This window comes from Archangium lipolyticum (genome assembly GCF_024623785.1).
Taxonomy (GTDB): domain Bacteria; phylum Myxococcota; class Myxococcia; order Myxococcales; family Myxococcaceae; genus Archangium; species Archangium lipolyticum.
This window is the reverse complement of the sequence record NZ_JANKBZ010000049.1, coordinates 16,825-35,576: the sequence shown is the minus strand read 5'-3', so window position 1 is coordinate 35,576 and position 18,752 is coordinate 16,825. Positions and strand designations below refer to the sequence as shown.

The 18,752-nt window shown below is 69.2% G+C and carries 11 protein-coding genes; 2 read left to right on the top strand and 9 right to left on the bottom strand.

What is annotated here, in order from left to right; all coding sequences use genetic code 11:
* Positions 1-32 precede the first annotated feature (32 nt).
* Complete coding sequence (locus NR810_RS49095) at positions 33-1,607, bottom strand: protein kinase domain-containing protein (protein WP_257462916.1); 1,575 nt, start codon at positions 1,605-1,607, stop codon at positions 33-35.
* 94 nt (positions 1,608-1,701) lie between these two features.
* The gene (locus NR810_RS49090) at positions 1,702-3,111 is read right to left on the bottom strand and encodes an FAD-dependent oxidoreductase (RefSeq protein WP_257462914.1); all 1,410 of its coding nucleotides are present in this window, start codon (positions 3,109-3,111) and stop codon (positions 1,702-1,704) included.
* Between the two features lie 222 nt (positions 3,112-3,333).
* Here NR810_RS49090 and ypfJ point away from each other — a divergent pair, with 222 nt between their 5' ends.
* Positions 3,334-4,212: a KPN_02809 family neutral zinc metallopeptidase gene (gene ypfJ, locus NR810_RS49085; RefSeq protein WP_257462908.1), complete on the top strand. Its 879-nt coding sequence runs from the start codon at positions 3,334-3,336 to the stop codon at positions 4,210-4,212.
* A gap of 35 nt (positions 4,213-4,247) precedes the next feature.
* On the opposite strand, the gene NR810_RS49080 is transcribed toward ypfJ, so the two are convergent.
* The 6 genes from NR810_RS49080 to bluB all read right to left on the bottom strand — a co-directional run bounded on the left by NR810_RS49080 (position 4,248) and on the right by bluB (position 14,034).
* Positions 4,248-5,345: an ADYC domain-containing protein gene (locus NR810_RS49080; RefSeq protein WP_257462907.1), complete on the bottom strand. Its 1,098-nt coding sequence runs from the start codon at positions 5,343-5,345 to the stop codon at positions 4,248-4,250.
* 106 nt (positions 5,346-5,451) lie between these two features.
* Positions 5,452-9,261, bottom strand: coding sequence for a bifunctional serine/threonine-protein kinase/formylglycine-generating enzyme family protein (locus NR810_RS49075; protein WP_257462905.1), 3,810 nt, complete (start codon positions 9,259-9,261; stop codon positions 5,452-5,454).
* 51 nt (positions 9,262-9,312) lie between these two features.
* A complete protein-coding gene (locus NR810_RS49070) occupies positions 9,313-11,265 on the bottom strand; it encodes a CHAT domain-containing protein (protein WP_257462902.1) in 1,953 nt (650 codons plus the stop codon).
* Between the two features lie 186 nt (positions 11,266-11,451).
* Complete coding sequence (locus NR810_RS49065; RefSeq protein WP_407653906.1) at positions 11,452-12,186, bottom strand: AraC family transcriptional regulator; 735 nt, start codon at positions 12,184-12,186, stop codon at positions 11,452-11,454.
* Positions 12,187-12,372: 186 nt separating this feature from the next.
* Positions 12,373-13,293 (bottom strand): NAD(P)/FAD-dependent oxidoreductase, encoded by a 921-nt coding sequence (locus tag NR810_RS49060; protein WP_257462898.1) that lies wholly within the window; start codon positions 13,291-13,293, stop codon positions 12,373-12,375.
* Positions 13,294-13,353: 60 nt separating this feature from the next.
* Positions 13,354-14,034 (bottom strand): 5,6-dimethylbenzimidazole synthase, encoded by a 681-nt coding sequence (gene bluB / locus NR810_RS49055; protein ID WP_257462896.1) that lies wholly within the window; start codon positions 14,032-14,034, stop codon positions 13,354-13,356.
* A 345-nt stretch (positions 14,035-14,379) separates the two neighbouring features.
* On the opposite strand from bluB, the gene NR810_RS49050 reads away from it, so the two are divergent.
* The gene (locus NR810_RS49050; RefSeq protein ID WP_257462892.1) at positions 14,380-18,126 is read left to right on the top strand and encodes a globin family protein; all 3,747 of its coding nucleotides are present in this window, start codon (positions 14,380-14,382) and stop codon (positions 18,124-18,126) included.
* A gap of 83 nt (positions 18,127-18,209) precedes the next feature.
* Here NR810_RS49050 and NR810_RS49045 read toward each other — a convergent pair whose 3' ends face one another.
* Positions 18,210-18,716 carry a hypothetical protein gene (locus tag NR810_RS49045; protein WP_257462890.1) on the bottom strand — a complete coding sequence of 169 codons (507 nt, stop codon included), beginning with the start codon at positions 18,714-18,716 and terminating at the stop codon, positions 18,210-18,212.
* Between the last annotated feature and the right edge of the window lie 36 nt (positions 18,717-18,752).

Sequence of the window (18,752 nt, the reverse complement as noted above, 5' to 3'; positions counted from 1 at the left end):
CGGGCTCGCGTCCGGATGGAGCGGGAACCTTGTCAGGGCCCGCCGTTCACGGGCTCGTTCGCCCGGTGCCCCTGCTGACTCTTGAGCCAGAATGTCTGCGATGACGAAGAGGCGGGGCCGTGCTCTCCCTCGAGCTCGAGGATGAAACTGGCCCGAAGCAATTGTGCCGTGTCCGCGCTCACCAGTATTCGTCCCGGCGGTGCACGGGTGCTGAGCTGCGCCGCGATCCTTGGCACCGTGCCCAACAGGCCGGCGCGGTGCGCCACGGTCGGGCCACTGTGGAGGCTCGCTCGCACCTCCAGGGACTCCCGCTTGTGCGCGGGAGCCCGCGCACTGCGCCGACGAAGCTCCTGGATGAGCTCCAGGGCGGCATAGGCGGCGTTCTGTGCATGCTCGGGATCTCTGGCCTCAAGCCCGAAATAGAGGAGCACTTGATCTCCGAGGATGCTACCGAGGCTGCCGGAGAACGAGCGTCCGACCTCGATGCAGACCTGCTGCCCGAGCTGTATGCATTCGTCGCTCTCCTCCAGGTCGAACCCGTCTTTCGACTTGGGCGTGAGGTTGAGCGTGCAGCACAAGGCGGTGTGCCAATGTCGTTTGTCTTCCAACTGGGGGGAGTGTGCACCCTCCACCGGTTTTGGCGCCGTCAACCCCACCTGGGGCATGGCCGTGTGGGTGGAGACGTCCTTTTCCTCGGAGGGCTGGTCCTTCTGCTCGGGACCCGTCGAGGCCCGCTCGGGCACCGCCACCGGGAGCTGCAGGCCCTTGAGATCGCAGGCGTCGATCTCGCGTAGGAGCTTGCCGCTCTTCACCTGCCGCGCTTCGGGGTCCTTCGACAACAGCCGTGCCAGGATTCGGCCGAGCGGATGGGCCCGGAGCGCGGAGGGCATCGGGATGGGATGGGGGCCGAGCTGCTGGAAGATGATCTCCTGCATCGTGCGGCCACGGACTGGCCGCACCCCGGTGAGACATTCCAGGAACACCAGCGCCCAGGAGAAGAGATCGGAGGAGGGGGTCGCGGCCAATCCCCGGAGCTGTTCGGGGGCCGAGTAGGCCGGGGTGCCGAGGACCTCATGCGCACCGGTGAGCGTCGCGTAGTTCTTCTTGAACTGGGAGTCGTCCACCAGGGTGGCGAGCCCGAAGTCGAGCACCAACGCGTTCCGTCGCGCGCCCGTGGCGACCACCATGATGTTATGGGGCTTGAGATCCCGATGGACCACTCCGATGGAGTGCGCGCAGCTCAAGGCGTCGAGGGTTTGCAACATGAGGTGCCGCGCCTCGGTGGGCGCCAGCGCACCGCCCTCCGCCAGGAGCTTCGCGAGGGTCTGACCAGGAACGTACTCGAACGCGGTGTAGACACGCCCATCGTCCAGGACGCCAGAGTCGATCAACCGGACGATGTTGGGGTGGTGGAGCTGGCCGCACAGCCTCATCTCCCGTTGGAAGCGGGCGATGTGCCGCTGCTGGTCCTCATCGCCCAGTCCGCGGAGTCCGTGGAGAACCTTGATGGCCACGGACTGGCCAGTCGCGAGCTGCCGGGCCTTGTAGACGGTTCCGAACCCACCTCGGCCCAGCTCGGAGAGGATTTCGTAGCGGTCCAACAGCATACGACAACATAGGGCCAGAGTTTTCCCTGTATGTCCAGCCTACCCGGGAGCCTGGATGTGCACGCTGGAAAAGCTTCCGAGTGCTCGAGCGGGCTCAGGCTGGAGCCCGTGGCATGGTGTGCACGTTGGCCCGCCGAGGGAGGGGAACGAAGAGGCTCTTGAGCCCGTAGGTGGTGAGGAGCGCGAGGAGATCGGGCCGCAGCAGCGCTTCCGAGCCACAGCGCATGTGCATCATCTCGTAGAACCGTTGGCAGGCGAGCGTGCTCACCGAGCTCAGGTCGAGCAGGGAGCCGAACCCCCAGTGCAGCAGTCCCAGACCCGGGCTGCGCCGGCCCCGCACCTGGGGATACTTCAGGTCCATGGTGGTGGACATGAACCAGGGAACACCCACGAGCCGCGAGAGCTTGTTCTGGAAGCGCCGGGACAGCCCATGGAGTGAGCCTGGGGAGGACCGGGCCCACTGGGTGAGCACCTCCCCGAGCAATCGGGCGCTCAGGCAGCAGACCGTCATCCCCTGTCCATGGACGGGGTTGAGGGCGCAGACGGCATCCCCGAGGATGATGAAACCCTCTGGGAATCGTTCCAGCCGCTCGTAGTGCATCAGCCGGCTCGAGGGGATTTTGTGGACGGTGGCCCTGGTGAGCGGCTGGGCTTCGAGCAGGGCCTCGTGGATGTCGGGTTTGGGCAGCGAGCGGGCGAACTCCAGGAAGCCCTGCTCATCCGAGGGAGGGGCGTCACCGAAGTACCCGAAGAGGGTGACGAGCCAGCGGTTGCCTTCCACGCACGTGATGGCGCCTCCCCTCCATTCCTCGGGTGACCGGGGGAAGATGGACAACATCTTCCAGTCCCCCTTATGGCACGCGGGGGGAGCGAAGAGTTGGCTGGTATAGGTGAGCTGAAGAAGGTCGACCTTCTCCTCCTCGGGCTTTCCGTAACCCAGCGTCTCCAGCCAGGCTGGGGCGTGCGAGCCGCGGCCACTGGTGTCCACGATGAGATCCGCCGAGAGGCTTTCCTCACCTTCGGGGGTCTTCATCCTGACGCCCGTGACACGGGTGGCGGATGCGTCCGTGAGCAATCCTTCCACGGAACAGCCCTGGCGGAAGCGCACCTGGGGGAGCGCGGTGACGCGACCGCGTACCTTCCACTCCAGCCAGGGGCGGGTACAGAGAATGAGTTCGATACCGCTGACGTAGCGCGGCTTCCAGGTGCCAGACGTGTACCAGGCCCCGTCGCGCGCCATGTCCATGCGCTCCGCACCCTCGGCATACAGTTGCTGAATCAGCCCGGGGAAGAGCGTGTCGAGCACCTGTCGTCCCGCATCCAGGAGCCCGTGGGCATGGCTACCCTGGGGTACACCCTTGCGCGCATCGGGCCCATCGCTCACGGGATCCCGCTCGAGGACGATGACCTCCTCGAAATGATCGGCAAGCACTCGGGCCGCCAAAAGGCCCGCCATGCTGCCGCCCACGAGCACGGCGCGTCCGAAGCGCATCTGATTCCGCATGACTCCCCCCTGGGATGTGAGTCGCGTCCAAGGCTACGTCATTGCGTTCGCCTCTCCAATCCACCAGGTTCGTGGGACGAGCGGACGCCATGTTGAATGGCTCTCGTGCACGAATACGCTCGCTCCCCCTCCTTCCTCGCGAGCGGGCGCCAGGTGGTCGATGCCGTGTGCCTCGCTGCCTACCTTGGTGCGAGCGAGGTGTTCGTCAGGAGAGGGGGCCAGATGAGGTGGCAAGGGGGTCGTCGCAGTTCGAACATCGAGGACCGGCGCGGCATGCGCGCGGGGCGCCCGCTGGCGGTCGGTGGCGGCGCCGGGGCGCTGGTGCTGGCGATCTTGTTCATGCTGTTCGGTGGTGACCCCGAGCAACTCCCGTCCGGGGCCTCGCGGAGCCCCTCGGGGCAGGTGGGCACCGGCGGCTCGGGGGCGCAGGTGGACCCCGCGCAGGCGGAGCTCGAGGACTTCGTCTCCGTCATCCTCGCGGACACCGAGGACACCTGGCCCGGTCTGCTCGAGCCCCAGGGCGTGCGCTATGCCGAGCCGCGCCTGGTCCTCTTCTCGGACGCGGTGGAGTCCTCCTGCGGCTTCCAGGAGAGCGCCGTGGGGCCCTTCTACTGTCCGTTGGACCAGCGCGTGTACCTGGACCTCACCTTCTTCCGTGAGCTGGACCGCCGCTTCGGCGCTCCCGGTGACTTCGCGCGCGCCTATGTGGTGGCCCACGAGGTGGGTCACCATGTGCAGAACCTGCTCGGCATCTCCGACGAGGTCCATTCGATGCGCGGCCGGATGGGACAGACGGACGCCAACGCCCTGTCCGTGTTGCAGGAGCTGCAAGCGGACTGCTTCGCCGGTATCTGGGCCCACCATGCGCAGCGCCAGCGCCAGGTGCTCGAGACGGGGGATGTCGAGGAGGGGCTCAACGCCGCCTCGGCCATCGGTGACGACACGTTGCAGCGGCGCGCGAGCGGCCGGGTCATGCCCGAGTCCTTCACCCATGGCTCCTCCGAGCAGCGCGTCAGGTGGTTCCGCCGCGGGCTCGAGCAGGGCACCCTCGAGGCGTGCGACACCTTCGGCGCGGCCTCGTCCGGCGAGAAGGGTCGTTGAGCCGGCCGCCGCAAGGCTCTCAGCCGCCCGCGGGACTACCGGCCTCCTGTCTGGGCACTGGCGTCCTTCTGGCCTTCGTACGAGCGATTGCGCAGCAACACCGTCTCCGCGTTCAGGTCCGCGCGCCGCGCGGTGCAGCGGTCCTCCTGTCCCAGCTCCACCGGCTCGCCCACCTGGAAGCGCCCCGGGCACTCCTTCAGGATCGTCTCCAGCGCCCGCCCATCCCGCGTGCGAGACAGGCACGTGGCCCCGTCAGGCCCCCAGGCCGCCTCGAAGGATGCGCGCGCAGGGTCCCAGCCCGCCGAAACCTCCGTCGTCGGTGAGAGCACGCCCAGCCTGTCATAGATGTCGATGAGGGTGCCGTCATGGGTGTGGCTCCGGCCGTTGCCGCAGTAGTCGGCGCGAGCCATGCGCGTGCAGGCCTGGTGCAGCTCCGCCAGGGATTGTCCGTCCCGGCTGGCCCAGGGCTTGTAGCCCCAACGGATGCACTTGGTGATGACGCCAGCCTCACAGGCCAGGGTGAGCTTGCCCGGCACGTCGTGGCGCGCCCCGCTGGCGTCCCACACGCCGCCCACCGCCACCGCCCTCGGGTCGGCGACGGTGTCGCTGGCCGCGCACGGGTTCTCCCACTCCTGGGCCACCGGGTTCCACGTCTCGATGCGGTACCACACCATGTCCGGATCCTCGGGCGCGGGCTCGGCCCCGCACAGTGCGACCTCCACGGGCTTGCCCTGGCTGGAGGTGCCTTGCAGCACGGTGCCCACCAGGCTGGTGGACGCCTGGGGTGAGGCCACCAGGTGCCCCTTCTCCAGTCGCAGGCTCTTCACCCTGTCATCGGTGAGGCGCGGAGCGTCGAGGTCGACCGAGACGAGCACACTGCGCTGCTCGTCGCCCTGCTGCTTGGAGTTCCACGCTCGCTTGGTGCCCCACAGCAGCGTCCCCTGGGTACTGTGGTTGCGGCTGGGCGCATGGCTTTGACAACGGCGGGCGTACCGCTCGGCCTCGGGCACCGGGGCGGCCGCGCTCCCAGTGCTGGGGCCTTGGGACTTCGAGGCGGCGGGGCCAGCGGAGAACGCCGGCGAGCTGAACAGCAGAAACACCGAGGCGACAAGGGACTTGCGCAACCCGTTCATGGGAACACCTCTTGTTGAGTGTTGTGGATGAAGTACCAACAAGAGGGCTGGTGGGCTGTGAGCGTCTTCTCGCGCTTCGTGTGATGGGGCGCACAGCCCCCTGGGGCTACTGGACGGAGAACGACGCGCAGACGCGCACGCCCAGCAGCACGTCATGTTGGGTGGGATCTCCGGGCGAGCGGTTGGCGGCACGCGCGGAAACGGAATCGTAGTACCAGGCGCCTCCTCGCAGGACGATGCGCCCGAGGTCTGGTGTCACGGGCCGCGTGAGCTCGTACGCATTGCCCGTCATATCGGTGAGACCGAAGGGGCTCGCCGAGTCCAGGTGGGAGCCAACCTCGTCGGGTCCGAAGGCCAGGGGCTGCCGATTGTAGGTCGCATCGATGTTGGCGTCGTCAGGACGCAGCCGGTTGCCATGCGGGTATCTGCGTCCGTCGGCACCGCGGGCGGCATACTCCCACTCGTGCTCGCTGCACAGGCGCGCTCCTGGCAGACGCCCCGTGCGGTCGAGCCAGTAGAAGTAACCGGCCAAATCCTCGGCGGAGACGCCGGAGAGGGGGAACTTGCGCCAATCGACGGTGTTGCGCTGGGACCGGCCGGGATAGTGGAACGGCTCTCCCTCTCGTGCCGAGAGGACGTCCTTGTTCGTTCGATAGAAGGAGAAGTGCCAGCGCCCATCGGGTTGTCGCCGCAGCGTGATCGCCCCAGGGGTGCTGAAGTGCGGCTGCTCGAGGATGCGTCTCGCCGGCGCGTCCGCGGGCAGGGCGTCGAGGTAGGCCATCCAATCCTCGAACGTCACCTCCGTCTTGCCTATCAAATACCCCGCGTCGAGACAGAACCGGTGGAGTGGCGGGCTGCTCATGAAGCCTCGCACCTCCTCTGGATCAGCGCTACCCCGGAGGAAGCAGCCGGGTGGGATGTAGACATAGCCAGGGGGCAGGGTGGTGGGGAGTGTAAGGCGGAGCTGCTCGCGGCCACCGCGCGTGAGGAGCAGGGGCAGGTCCAGTGGCGGGCGCTCGGGATGCGTGATGCGCAGGAGGTAGGAGCCCTCGGGCAGCCGCGCGTGGGTGATGGGGGTCGGGCCAAACTCCCGAATAGGCTCGAGGCGCAGCACCCCTTGCTCGTCAGGTTCATAGCGCTCGAGCTGGACACGTGCCCCAGGGGGCTCCGTCACGAGCTCGAGCTTGGCCGGTGCCGAGAGCCGCTGCCGCCACTCGTCCCTGTCTTCCGCGCGGTCGAGCAACTGCTCCAGGCGCCGCAGCAGCTCGTCGCGCTCGCGCTGCTGGTGGAAGTCCTCGGCCAGGAGCAGGCGTTCATAGGTGGTCTCGATGAGAAGCCGTCGTGCCTCCCCGTGGCCGCGCTCACGCTCGAGCGCCCTCTCGAGAGACTGGCTGGCGCGGGCCCGGGCCGCATCGCTCTTCTCGCGCAGCTCGAGAGCTTCGGCCCACCGCCGCTCAGCGGCTCGCCAGAGCTCTTGAGGGCCGGATGAGACAGCCGGGCTGAAAGACGCGGGAGCCCGGTTGTCGAACAGCGCGAGCGCCTCCTCGCGCCGGGCACGGGCCTGCTCTCCCAGGGCCTTGCCCTCGTCGAGCGCCTTCCTCGCGGTGTCCACCTCGGCGGCGACGAAGCGCGCATCCTCAAGGTAGGTCTGGAGGCGCGGCACCCCGTAGACGGCGGCGAGGGCGAGCACCACCAGGAGCACGGTCAGGTACTGTCTCCATCGACGCAACTTCAGGACACGGCGCGACGCCTGGAGGAAGGCGTGCTCGCGGGGGCCCAGGCTCGTGGGCGCCAGCGGGCGCGTCTCGTCGAGCTGACGCTGCCCCCACAGGGCATCCCTGGCACGGCCCAGGCGCTCCCACTCGGCGCTCGCCACCTCCAGGCGCTGGCGCACCGCGCGATGGCCGATGTCGTCGTCGAGCCAGTTGCGCAACGTGCCCCAGCTGGTGATGAGCGAGTCATGGGCGATGCCGTAGCGGGCCTTGCCGCCCGTGGTCCGCGCGTGCAGGAGCCGCCCCTCGATGAGCGCGTGAAGGGCGGCGCGGGAGGCGTCATCCGTGTCCGCGACGAGCTCCTCTTCACTGCGCTCACCGCGAGTGCCCTCCGCCGTCACGAGCTGGAGGAGGAGCCGCCGTGCCGCCTGCTGCTCGGCCGGGCTCAGCGCCGCGAGCACCCCGTCGGCGTGCCGCGACAGCGCTCCGGCCACGCCGCCCATCTCCTCGAGCGCCGCCCGGGTGATGCGGCCCTGAGCGGGGTTGCGCCGCTCCCACAGCTCGGCGAGCGCGAACTGGAGGAGGGGCAGGCTGCCCATGCCCTGCGCCGTGGAGGCGACGAGTGTCTGGAGAAGCTCCTCGGACTCGAAGACCACGCCGCGGCTGCGCGCCGGGCCGACGATGGCCTCGCGCACGCCCTCGGGGGACATGGGGCGCAGGATATAGAGCGCCCGCTCGGCCTCGTCGCCCAGGCCGGGCAGGGCGCACACGCGCGTGAGGAAGTCGCCGCGCACGGCCAGCAGCACGCGCACCCCCGCCGAGGGCAGGGCGAGCTCCCGGAGGATGCGGGCGAAGCGCACCGCCTGGCTGGGCTCGGCGAGCGTGATGAGCTCCTCGAGCTGGTCGACGAAGAGGAGCAGGCCGCGCTTGCCCGGGTACGCCTCACGCAGTGTCTGGCCGAGCCCGTGCGGGGTGTCGGTGAGGGCGGAGAGGAACTCCGACTCCTTCCTGCCGAGCAGTGGCGCGAGCGCGGCGGCGAGGGCCTGGAGGGGCCGGAGGCCGGGCCAGAGCGTGACGGTGTAGACCTCCCGGCCCTCGTCCACGGCATTGGCTGCCACCCGGGGCAGCACACCGGCGCGGCACAGCGAGGACTTGCCGACCCCGGAGTCTCCGGCGACGAGGGTCAGGGGCTGGTTGCGCAGGCGCTCGAGCACGGCGCGGATGTCGGTGTCGCGCCCGAAGAAGAGTGACTGGTGCTCGGCCTCGAAGGGCGCCAGGCCGCGGTAGGGATTGCCCTCGGCGAGCGGCGTGGCGGCGTGGAGCTGCTCGAGGCGCTCCAGGGCCTCGCGCAGCAGGTCGGCCGAGGCGAAGCGTTCGGCCGGGTCGGGTGCGAGGCAGCGCAGGATGATCGCCGCGAAGTCCGGATCCACGCCCCGCTCGAGCTCGGGCGAGGGGTTCTTCCCCGGAGACGTCCGGCGCGGGAGCTTGCCCGTGCACAGCTTGTGGAGGGTCAGGCCGAGTGAATAGACGTCGCTCTGGGGGGTGGCCGGCGCGCCCTGGAGGACCTCGGGCGCCATGTAGTGGGGCGTGCCCGCGGGCGGGTGCGCACCGGAGGCGCGCGAGGACTCGCCCGGGTCGAACTGCTCGGCCAGGCCGAAGTCGAGCAGCTTCACCTCGCCGCCATGGGTGACCAGGGCGTTGGCGGGCTTGATGTCCCGGTGGAGCACGCCCTGGCGGTGGGCGGCCGCGAGCCCCCGGGCCAGGCCCACGCCGAGCGTGAGGACGCGCCGCCAGGGGATGGGGAGGGCGAGCTGCGCGAGGGTCCGGCCGGCGACGTACTCGGAGACGATGTAGGGGTGGTCGCCGACCGCGCCGACGCGGAACACGGTGACGACATTGGGGTGCTGCAGGCGGGCGATGGCGCGCGCCTCGGTCTCGAAGTAGGCGCGCACCAGGGGCTCGGGCTGTCCCGAGGCGATGAACTTCACCGCGACGGGGCGGCCCAGGGAGGTGTCGTGGGCGAGGTAGACGACGCCCATGCCACCGCGGGCGAGCATGCGCTCCAGGCGGAACTCGTTGAACTCGGTGGGGGGAGTCCAGGTGTCGGCCGGTTGGGGGGGCGTGACGGGGGTGGCTTTCGGGTCCAGCCCGGCCACCGTCTCGGTCCGGTCCTCCGGAGCATCCTGCGCGTTTGGCGGACCCATGGAATCGATGACCTCAGTCTTTCAGAATCCGTCGAGCCAAGTCGAGCGCCGCTACCCGCGGAGGTGCGGGGAGATGGCCCGGAGGGGCGTATCCTGGCCCAGCGCGATGAAGGGAGCCCAGTAATACGGGTGGGGCCAACTCCCGCGCAGAGTGCGCATGGCCTCGCGCAGCGCCTCGGCCCGGCCCTTTCCGGCCCGCAGGTGGCGGTAGTAGTCCTCCATGAGCAGGCGGGTGGTCTCGTCGTTGACCTTCCAGAGGCTCGACACCACCGTCTCCGCGCCCGCGATGACGAGCGCGCTGCGCAGGCCGTGGATGCCCTGCCCGGGCTTGACGTCGCCGCGGCCCGTGTCGCAGGCGGAGAGGACGACGAGCTGCGTGCCCCACAGGTCGAGGCTGGAGAGCTCGAGCGCGGTGACCAGGGTGCCAGGGCCGTTGGTGGCTGCCGCGTGGGTGTTGGCGAGGACCAGGCCGGAGCGCAGCAGCGGCTGGGGTGGGAGCCGTGAGGTGGCGCCGACGTGGATGAGGGCACGGGTGTCCTCGGGAGCCGCGGTGTTCTCCAGGAAGAAGCCATGGGTGGCGATGTGGAGGATTCCGGGCGCGGCCTGCTGGAGCAGGCGCTCCGAGGTCGCATCGGGGCCGAGGAAGAGCTGGGCCTGGGGCATCAGACGCTGGATGGCCAGGGCTTCCTGGCGGGTGCCGGGGATGGGCGCCCAGCGGTATTCGGAGGGGGACGCGCGTTGCGTGGAGGGCGGGGACTCGAGGAGTGGATCCGCCATGACGACGACCGAGCGTGAAGGCGGGGGAGACCGGGGGCGGGGCAGCAGGTCCCTGCCAGAGGTGAGATAGGAGACGTCGAAGGACTCGATGAGGAAGTGGTGGCCATCGTGCAGCGCATCGAAGGGAACGAGGCCGAGCTGGCCGTCTGGCGCGATGAAGAGGCGGCGGACATCGCCCAGCAGTGGCAGCAGCGGTTGGAACGCCAGGGTGTAGAGGGTCTGGGCGGGGAGCTGGTAGGCGGCATCACGGCTGGCGAGGGCGTTGCTCAGGTCCGAGGTGGCCAGGTCGATGGGCGCCGCGGGTCCCAGGTCGAGGGCGCGGGTGCGTCCACCGGGGAAGAGCACCAGGACCAGGTAGCGGAGCTGAGCGGGAACTTCCGAGGCGTGAGGCCCCGGCTTGGGGGAGCGCGGACGGTCCTCGTAGACGACGAACTCGACGAGGGCCGCCTCCTGGGGGAGGGCGGCGGCGACACGCTCGACCATCTCGGCGGGAGGGGGAAGGGTGATGAGCGCACGCAGGGGAGCCGAGCGCCTGGTGAGGGTGGCCTCGAGGGCTTCGGCGCGGGAGGCGAGCTCCTCGAGGCGCCGTTGGTACTCGGCGTGGGAGTGCGAGCCGGGGCCCCGGAGCGCCAGCGTGGCGAATTGGGAGCGCAGGGCGCGCAGTTGCTCGAACTGCTCGCGGTCCTGGGGGCCGAGGTCGTGGTAGAGGATGCGAGAGGTGTTGGCGGTCTCCTCGATGGAGCGGCCCTTGCGCAGCAGCACGGCGGTCAGGGCCAGGTGCCGCACGCGGGCATCGTCCGGATGGGCCCGGAGCAGGGCATGGATTCGCGCTTCATCGTCCCGGAGGAATTGCAGGAAGCTCGTGTGGCGGGACTCGGAGAGCGCGAGCGCCTCGGTGCGCAGGTATTCCTCGGAGAGGGTGAAGGCGCGCTCGAGGAGCGGTCTGGCACTGGCTGCTTTTCTTTGCCGCAGGAAGATCTCGCCCAATTGGTTCAGGCTGGCGGCCACCTCGGAATGATTGTCACCCAGCATGGCCTCTCGCAGCGTGAGCGCATGTTGGCTGTGTTTGAGGGCCTCGGTGTACCTGCCCGTCTCGATGAGCCAGTTGGCCTTGTCGAACGCCGCCCGTGCCTCCAGCAGCCTCGCCTTCGCTTGCTCCTCGCTGGCCGCGATGCTCGCACCATGGACCAGGGCGGCCAATATCATCCATCCAAGCGCTCGCCACATGTCATCCCCCCCGCGTGTCTCGAGGCTACGGCTCCTCGAGAATTGGGCGATGACGTAAAATTACAGTGAGCGAATGGGTGGCGCTGTGAGGGTCATCACTGTCTCTGTATGAGATTGCTCACGAGCACGGACGCGCATCTCTGTGACAGTGTGTCTGCTCTGCTTTCGTGGGTATACCGATTGGAGTCAACCGGCGGTGGCCCGCCGCCTCCACGCGGCCGGGGTGACGCCGTGGAGGCGCCGGAACAGGCGGATGAAGTGGGTCGCGTCCGCGTAGCCCACGCGCTCGGCGATGATGTCCACCCGCTCGTCCGTGCCCCGCAGGCGCCGCCGCGCCTCGGCCATGCGGTACTCCAATATCCACTCACCCACCGTGCGGCCCGTCTCCTGGCGCACCACGGAGGCCACGTGCGGCCCTGACCGTCCGAGTGCCTGGGCCACGCTCGCCAGGGACAGCGGTTCCAGGCAGTTCGCCTCGATGTGCGTGAGCGCCTGGCGGGCCAGGCTCAATCCCGGTGGATCGGGCACGACGGGCGGAGTGGCGATCCGCTCCAGCTCCACGAGGATGAGGCGCAGCAGCGCCGTGCAGGCTTCCTCCTGGCCCCGCTCCTCCTGGCTCAGCTCCTCCTCGAGCAGCTTGAACCATCCCTCCAAGCGCTTGCGTTGGGCGGCCGAGGGCTTCAGCACCGGGTGGCATCCGCTCCTCACGCGCAGGAGCGGGCCCAGCTTCAGTCCCCGCTCACTGCCCCAGCCCTCGTCGGAGGGAAAGGCCTCGGGGTGGAAGGCGAGTCCCCAGCCTTCCATGTCCTGGAAGTGGGCGGCGCCGTGCGGATCTCCCGGGGGAATGAGGTGCACGTCTCCCTCGTGCAGCACCTGCTGTCCCGCGTGCCGCAACTTCGTCTGCCCACGAGTGATGAGCATGATGACGGCATACGCGTGGGTAGTCATTCCCCGGGCCGGGTCGGACGAGACCGGTCCGTATCGTCCCACCCAGATGGGGAGCTGATGGCGCTCGAACCTCGCCCACGCGGGGGTCCGGCTCCTATGGTCCTCCAAGGGGTGGCGGGAAGGCATCCTCACCGTCGTAGCCTCTTCCAGGGCGCCGTCTCAACCCCCTCGCGTGGCGTTCTCCATGTTGAGGGAGTGGTTCATCATGTACCCGGCCATGGCCCCCGCCGAGGCCGCGACGAGTGCGCCCTGCAGCATCGTCGTGAGGTCTCCCGCCGCGTGGATGCCGGGGACCGAGGTCTGCTTGTGGGGCTCTTCCACGCGCACGAACCCCTGCTCGTCCAGCGCGAGTCCGAGCTTCCCCACGAGCTGTTGCACGAGCTGTGTCTGGCGTTGAGGCGGGCGGGTGAAGAGCACCTGGCGCTCCACGCGTGCTCCATCCTCCAGCTCCACGGCCTGGAGGTGGTCCTCCCGGACGATGAGCTGGCGGATGCGCCGCTCCTCCAGACGGACTCCCGCGTGCTCCAGGCGCGACCGCTGCTCGGCGGGCACCGCGAGGGTTCCGTTCGTGAAGACGACCACGTCCTTCGACCAGCCCGTCACGAACAGGCCGAAATCGAGCAGGTGCTCGTCCGTCGCGAGCACTCCCCAGGCCTGGTCCCGCACCTCCCAGCCGTGGCAGTAGGGGCACTGGAAGAGGCTCTTGCCCCACAGCTCGCGGTAGCCGGGCAGGTCCGGCAGCACATCCACCATGCCCGTGGCGAGCAGCACCCGCCGGGTCTCCACCACACGGCCTCCCTCCAGCTCCACCCGGAAGCCCGAGTCTAGCCGGTCCACCGAGAGGACTCGCGCGTTCTGGTACTCGACATCATAGGGACGGAGCTGCTCCCGGCCGATCCGCCGGAACTCCTGGGGAGGGGTTCCATCACGGGTGACGAAGCCTTGCATGTGCTCGGCCGAGGCGTTGCGGGGCGTCCCCGCGTCGCAGAGCAGAACCTTCTTCCGACCGCGGCCCAGCACGAGCGCGGCACTCAGGCCCGACGGGCCTCCTCCGACGATCACCACGTCCTTCGAGTCCATGTCCCTCATCCTCCGGAGGAACAAGTACGCGGGGGCCTGGCGTGTCTGGAGGGCGCGCTCTCAGGTGGAATCGGCGGATCGGCGGGTGTCCGTGGCGCCTCCTCGCCACCGGTTCTCCCAGACGAGCTGCTCCAGCGGCCGGCGCGAGTCCCAGCCCTCGAGCTCCAACATCGGCCGCTCATAGAAAGCATCGACATGGCCCAGGCACAAGATGGCGATCGGCTCGCTGCCTTCCGGGGCGTCCAACAGCTTCGCCAGCGCGGTGGGCTCGAACAGCGAGACCCAGCCCATGCCAATGCCCTCGGCCCTCGCGGCGAGCCAGAGGTTCTGGATGGCGCAGCTGGCGGAGGCGAGGTCCATGTTCGGCAGGGTGCGCCGGCCGAAGACGTAGCGCTCGCGCTGGTCCGTCAGCGCGACGACCCAGAGCTCGGAGCACTCCCGGATGCCCTCCACCTTGAGACGCATGAACTCCTCGCCCCGAGGGCCCAGCGCCTCGGCCGTCCGGACGCGCTCCTGGTCCACCAGTCTGACGAGCTCACCCCGGAGCGCCTCATCGGTGATGCGGATGAAGCGCCAGGGCTGCATGAAGCCAACGCTCGGTCCGAGATGGGCCGCCTGGAGGAGCCGCGCGAGGATCTCCGGGTCGATGGGCTCGGGCCGGAAGTGGCGCATGTCACGGCGCTCGCTGATGGCTTTGTAGACGGCTTCACGCTCGGCGGGGGAAAAGCGGTGTTTCGTCATGGAGCGAAGAGATACTTCGTTCCGGACGGCCCGCGGTGCGCGGATCGGCGCAGCCGGGGCGTGTGTTCGTGGCGGGGGAGTACTCGGGGAGCTTCACCTTCCGGGGGCAGGCACGGCCTGCGGACGGGAAGGACGCCTTCATCGCCGCATATAATGATGAGGGCCACGAGCTCGATGTCGGCACCGGGCCGGTGTCGGTGCCTCCACGGAGAGTCCCGGTTACCCGGACTCCCAGGCGTGATCCTCTCGACCGGCGAAACTCCAAATCCCGGATTTCGATAATCTTCGACGGACGGATTTTCCCGACGATGAGCAGGGCCTTTTCGCGCCTGGGAGTGCCGAGCGATGACCACGATCAACGGAAACGGAAGCGCGGCGGCGGCCGCGGCGGCGGCTGCTGCGGCCAGGGCGAGGGCCGAGGCGGAGGCGCGGCGTCGCGCGGCGGCGGAGGCGGCGAGGAAGGCGGCGGAGGCGGCGAGGAAGGCGGCGGCGGAGGCGGCGAAGAAGGCAGCCGCGCAGGCGGCGAAGGCAGCGGCGGCGAAGAAGGCGGCCGAGGCGGCGAAGGCAGCGGCGGCGAAGAAGGCGGCCGAGGCGAAGAAGGCGGATCCGAAGAAGGATCCGGCGGCGGCGAAGAAGGCCCAGGAGGAGGCGAAGAAGGCCCACCAGGAGGCCGTGGCGAGCCAGAAGGCGGCGGAGGCGGCGCAGAAGGCCGCGGAAGCCGCGAAGGCGGAGGCCGCGAAGGCGGCCCAGGTGGCCCAGAAGGCGACCGTGGAAGCCAACGAGGCCGCGAAGGCCGAGGGCAAGCCCGAGCCCTTCCCGCTGCGCAACGAGCTGCAGAAGACCGGCTTCGAGTCGGCGAACGGGGGGGATGCCAGCGCGAAGCTGGGTGGCGCCTCCGGCCCGTCGAAGAAGGAGCTGCAGTCCCAGCTCGACGCCAACAGCGACTACGAGCGGCTCGCACAGAAGCCGGAGACGCGCCAGGCGCTGGACAAGCTCGGCATCAAGGATGGGAGCGGGCTGAAGGACCTGGGCGAGAAGCTGGCGCGCTCGGCGGATGGCGACGCGGCGCGCGATGCGGCCACCACGAAGCTGGAGGAGGCGCGCAAGGGGACGGAGCCCAAGGCGCTCGCGGACATCATCCAGGCGGCGGGCAAGGCGGCGGGTGGCGAGGCCGGCAAGGTCGTGGACCAGAAGTTCGCCGAGGCGGTGGCGGGTGGGAAGAGTCCGCGCGAGGCGGCCCTGGCCCAGAAGGCCGACGCCATCCCCGAGGAGACGAAGAAGGGCCTGGAGAAGCTGGGCGTGAAGCCGGAGGAGTACGCCGGTGCCAGCAAGAAGGCCCAGGAGCACCTGGCCGCCGCCGGTGAGGCCGCGCTGAAGGACAAGCCGGAGGAGGCCCTCTCGCACCTGAGCGACGTCGCCTCCGAGGGCTCGCGCGCGCTGGCGGAGAAGGGCCTCGCGGCGCTGGCCGAGCAGGCGAAGCCGGGCCTGGGCCGCGAGCTGCTGAAGGATCCGAACGTGGCGAAGCAGGTGCTCGACGACAAGGGCACCAACGCGGCGCTCGGGAAGATCCTCGGGGGAGACCCCAAGGCGAAGCTGGAGGGCCTGAAGGACCTGACGCGCAACGACGCGCTGCGCGACACGGCGCTGAAGGCGGCCGGCAAGGACGCGGACATCCAGGCGTCGCTGAAGAAGGCGGGCCTGGAGGCCAAGGACCTCGAGACGCTCGGCAAGGGCGCCGAGGGCGTGCTCGACGCGGTGGGCCAGCTCGAGGCCGGCCAGTCGGACAAGGCGCTGACGTCGCTGCGCGACGCGCTGAAGGCCAACCCCGAGCTCTCCAAGGGCGAGGTGGCCAGGAAGCTCTTCTCCAAGGTCGCGGCCGGCGCCGAGGGCGTGGCGAAGGACCTGCTGTCCGATCCGAAGGTCCGCGAGAAGGTGCTCGAGGGCGGAGCGGCGGCGCTCGACGCGGTGGCGAAGCTGGCCAACGGCGAGACGCAGCTGGCGGGCCTGGCGGACCTGGCGAAGAACGAGAAGCTGCGCGACGTCGTGGCCAACGTGGCGGGCAAGGCCCAGGCGGTCAAGGACGCGCTGGCCAAGGTGGGCCTGGAGCCGAAGGACCTGCTGCACGCCAAGGACGCGCTGCCCTCGCTACTGGATGCGGCCCAGAAGGTGGGCAACAAGGACTTCGGTGGCGCGCTCGACAGCGTGCGTGACGCGCTCCAGAAGAGCGGCCCGCTGGGCGAGAAGCTGCTCGAGGGGCTCGCGAAGCAGCTCCCCGAGGGCATGGGCGTCGGCAAGAGCATCCTGAAGGACCCGGCGGTCATCCAGGAGCTCATCCACAACGACGAGGCCTTCGAGTCGGCGAAGAAGCTCCTCCAGGACGGCAAGCAGCTGGAGGGCGTGGCCGGCCTGCTGAAGAACGAGAGCCTGCGCAACGCGGTCATCGACGCGGCGGCGAAGGACGAGACCCTCAAGGCCAAGCTGGACAAGGTGGGCCTGACGGCCGAGGACCTGAAGCAGGCGGGGGCGGCGGCGCCGCACCTGGTGGAGGCCGGCCGCGCGCTCCTCGAGGGCAACGACTGGAAGAAGGCGCTGGACGAGCTGGGCCAGGCGGGTGGCGCGGCGCCGGACCTGCTCAACAAGCTGGGCCAGAAGATCTACGAGAAGCTCCCGGCGGGGGTGCAGGAGAAGCTCTCCAATCTGGGCATCACGCAGGAGCACCTGAAGGAGGCGGGGGCGGCGCTGCCGCACCTGGTGAACGCGGGCGAGGCCTTCGCCGCGGGCAAGCCGGAGGAGGCGCTGAAGGAGCTGGGCCAGGCGCTGCAGGGCTCGCCGGAGATCGTCTCGACGATGCTCAACAAGGTCGGCGAGAAGCTGAAGCCGGGCCTGTTGAGGGACGTGCTGACGGACCAGAACCTGGTGAAGGAGCTGGTGTCGAACAAGGAGCTGCACTCCTCGATCGGCCAGCTGCTGAGCGGCACGCCGGAGGGAATCAAGGAGGGCCTGCGAGGCATCTCGGCCAACGCGCCGGCGATGACGGCGATCGCCGAGTCCCTGTGGAAGAACGAGGGCCTGCGCACGAAGCTGGAGAAGATCGGCTTCGAGTCGGCGGAGGACCTGGCGGACGCGGGGTCGGCGCTCGACGACATCATGACGCTGAAGGAGTCCATCGAGAACAAGGACTTCGGCCAGGCGATCGAGTCCTTCGGCGGGGTGATCAACGATCTACCGGACGGGCTGAAGGACCGGATCGCGGACAAGCTGACGAAGACGATGAAGCTGCCGCCGGGCCTGGCGGACGTGGTGTTGCAGGGAGGCGAGGCGCTGTCGGATCCGGAGGTCCGCAAGAACCTGGGTGAGGCGGTGAACGCCTTCACGAAGGGGGACGTGCCGGGGTTCATCGAGGCGCTGGGGGCGACGGGCGAGACGCTGGCGACGAACCATCCGGACGCGGCGGTGGGGTTCCTGGACCTGATGAGCAAGCTGCCGGGGAGCGTGGGCCGGTTCTTCGGGGATCACACCCTGAACGAGGGGTTGGTGAAGTCGGGCTCCATCGCCGAGGTATTCCAGGCGACGCAGAAGCTGGCGTCGGGGGACATCACGGGGGCGTTGGGAGACGTGATGCAGGCGGTGGGGAAGGTGATCGGCTACGGCGAGAACTACAAGCTCGAGGTGCCGGTGTGGCCGCACAAGCCGAGCGTGACGCTGCCGTTCGGACAGGAGGGCCTGGAGCTGATGGGGAAGCTGGCGAAGCAGTTCGTGTCGGCGCTGCCGGATTCGGTGAGGACGACGATCGAGAAGAAGATCGCGGAGGTGGTGGCGAAGGCGGGAGGGGCGGCGATTCCTGGCGGGAGCATCATCAGCGCGATTGGAGACGGCAAGGACCTGTACGACGAGTTCAACAAGGACCCGAAGGACTGGACGAGCATCGCGCTGAAGGGCTCAGAGGTGGCGCTGGACATCGCGGGCACGTTCGGACTGGGCCCGTTGGTGGCGCCATTGCGCACGGTGGTGGGGACGATCGACACGCTGCACGACGTGTCGAACATGATCGAAGACGTGAACAGCTTCGGGAAGGAGTTCGCCTTCGGGTGAACGGGGTTCAGACCCTCTCCCTCTGGGAGAGGGACGGGGTGAGGGTATAGAGGACCGGGGGTTGAACCCCTCGGTCCCAGCCCTCAGCGTTGCTTGGAGCGAATGAACGCGACAGCGGCGGCGACCTTCTGTGAATCAGAACCACTGACCTCGGTCATCCGCTCCGGAGGCACGCCCTTGAGAAAACCGCGGACGGTCTTCTTGGCCTCCTCGACGTAATAGTCATAGGTCTGGTCGTTCATGCCCAGCTTGTGGGCGCGAGCGCGCTCGTTCTGCATCTGGTCGAAGGAGAGGACGACGGCGTCTGGCTTCAGCCCATAGGTGAGCCAGGTGACGCTGTGGACGGCGATGCGAGACTGCCCCTGGGTGAGCTTGTCGAGGGCGGCCTGGTAGAAGGGGGCCATGCGGGGGTCGGCGCCGACGGTGTCGATCTCGAGGAGGACCTTGCGGGCCGCGGGGTCCTCGGAGATGGCGCGAGCGATGTCATCCTGGAGGACGAGGAAGAGGTTGGCCTGGGATGCGGCCTGCTTCATCCAGGGAGTCGGCTCGTTGATGGGGGAGGCGTCGAACACGACGATGAAGCGGTCCATGGTGGGGGCTCCAGGAGACAAGGGCGGAGCGAGCAT

Excerpts from the sequence above, each read along its gene's own strand:
- NR810_RS49095 (WP_257462916.1), bottom strand. The coding sequence starts at position 1,607 with ATGCTGTTGGACCGCTACGAAATCCTCTCCGAGCTGGGCCGAGGTGGG.
- NR810_RS49090 (WP_257462914.1), bottom strand. The coding sequence starts at position 3,111 with ATGCGGAATCAGATGCGCTTCGGACGCGCCGTGCTCGTGGGCGGCAGC.
- ypfJ (WP_257462908.1), top strand. The coding sequence starts at position 3,334 with ATGAGGTGGCAAGGGGGTCGTCGCAGTTCGAACATCGAGGACCGGCGC.
- NR810_RS49080 (WP_257462907.1), bottom strand. The coding sequence starts at position 5,345 with ATGAACGGGTTGCGCAAGTCCCTTGTCGCCTCGGTGTTTCTGCTGTTC.
- NR810_RS49075 (WP_257462905.1), bottom strand. The coding sequence starts at position 9,261 with ATGGGTCCGCCAAACGCGCAGGATGCTCCGGAGGACCGGACCGAGACG.
- NR810_RS49070 (WP_257462902.1), bottom strand. The coding sequence starts at position 11,265 with ATGTGGCGAGCGCTTGGATGGATGATATTGGCCGCCCTGGTCCATGGT.
- NR810_RS49065 (WP_407653906.1), bottom strand. The coding sequence starts at position 12,186 with ATGCTCATCACTCGTGGGCAGACGAAGTTGCGGCACGCGGGACAGCAG.
- NR810_RS49060 (WP_257462898.1), bottom strand. The coding sequence starts at position 13,293 with ATGGACTCGAAGGACGTGGTGATCGTCGGAGGAGGCCCGTCGGGCCTG.
- bluB (WP_257462896.1), bottom strand. The coding sequence starts at position 14,034 with ATGACGAAACACCGCTTTTCCCCCGCCGAGCGTGAAGCCGTCTACAAA.
- NR810_RS49050 (WP_257462892.1), top strand. The coding sequence starts at position 14,380 with ATGACCACGATCAACGGAAACGGAAGCGCGGCGGCGGCCGCGGCGGCG.
- NR810_RS49045 (WP_257462890.1), bottom strand. The coding sequence starts at position 18,716 with ATGGACCGCTTCATCGTCGTGTTCGACGCCTCCCCCATCAACGAGCCG.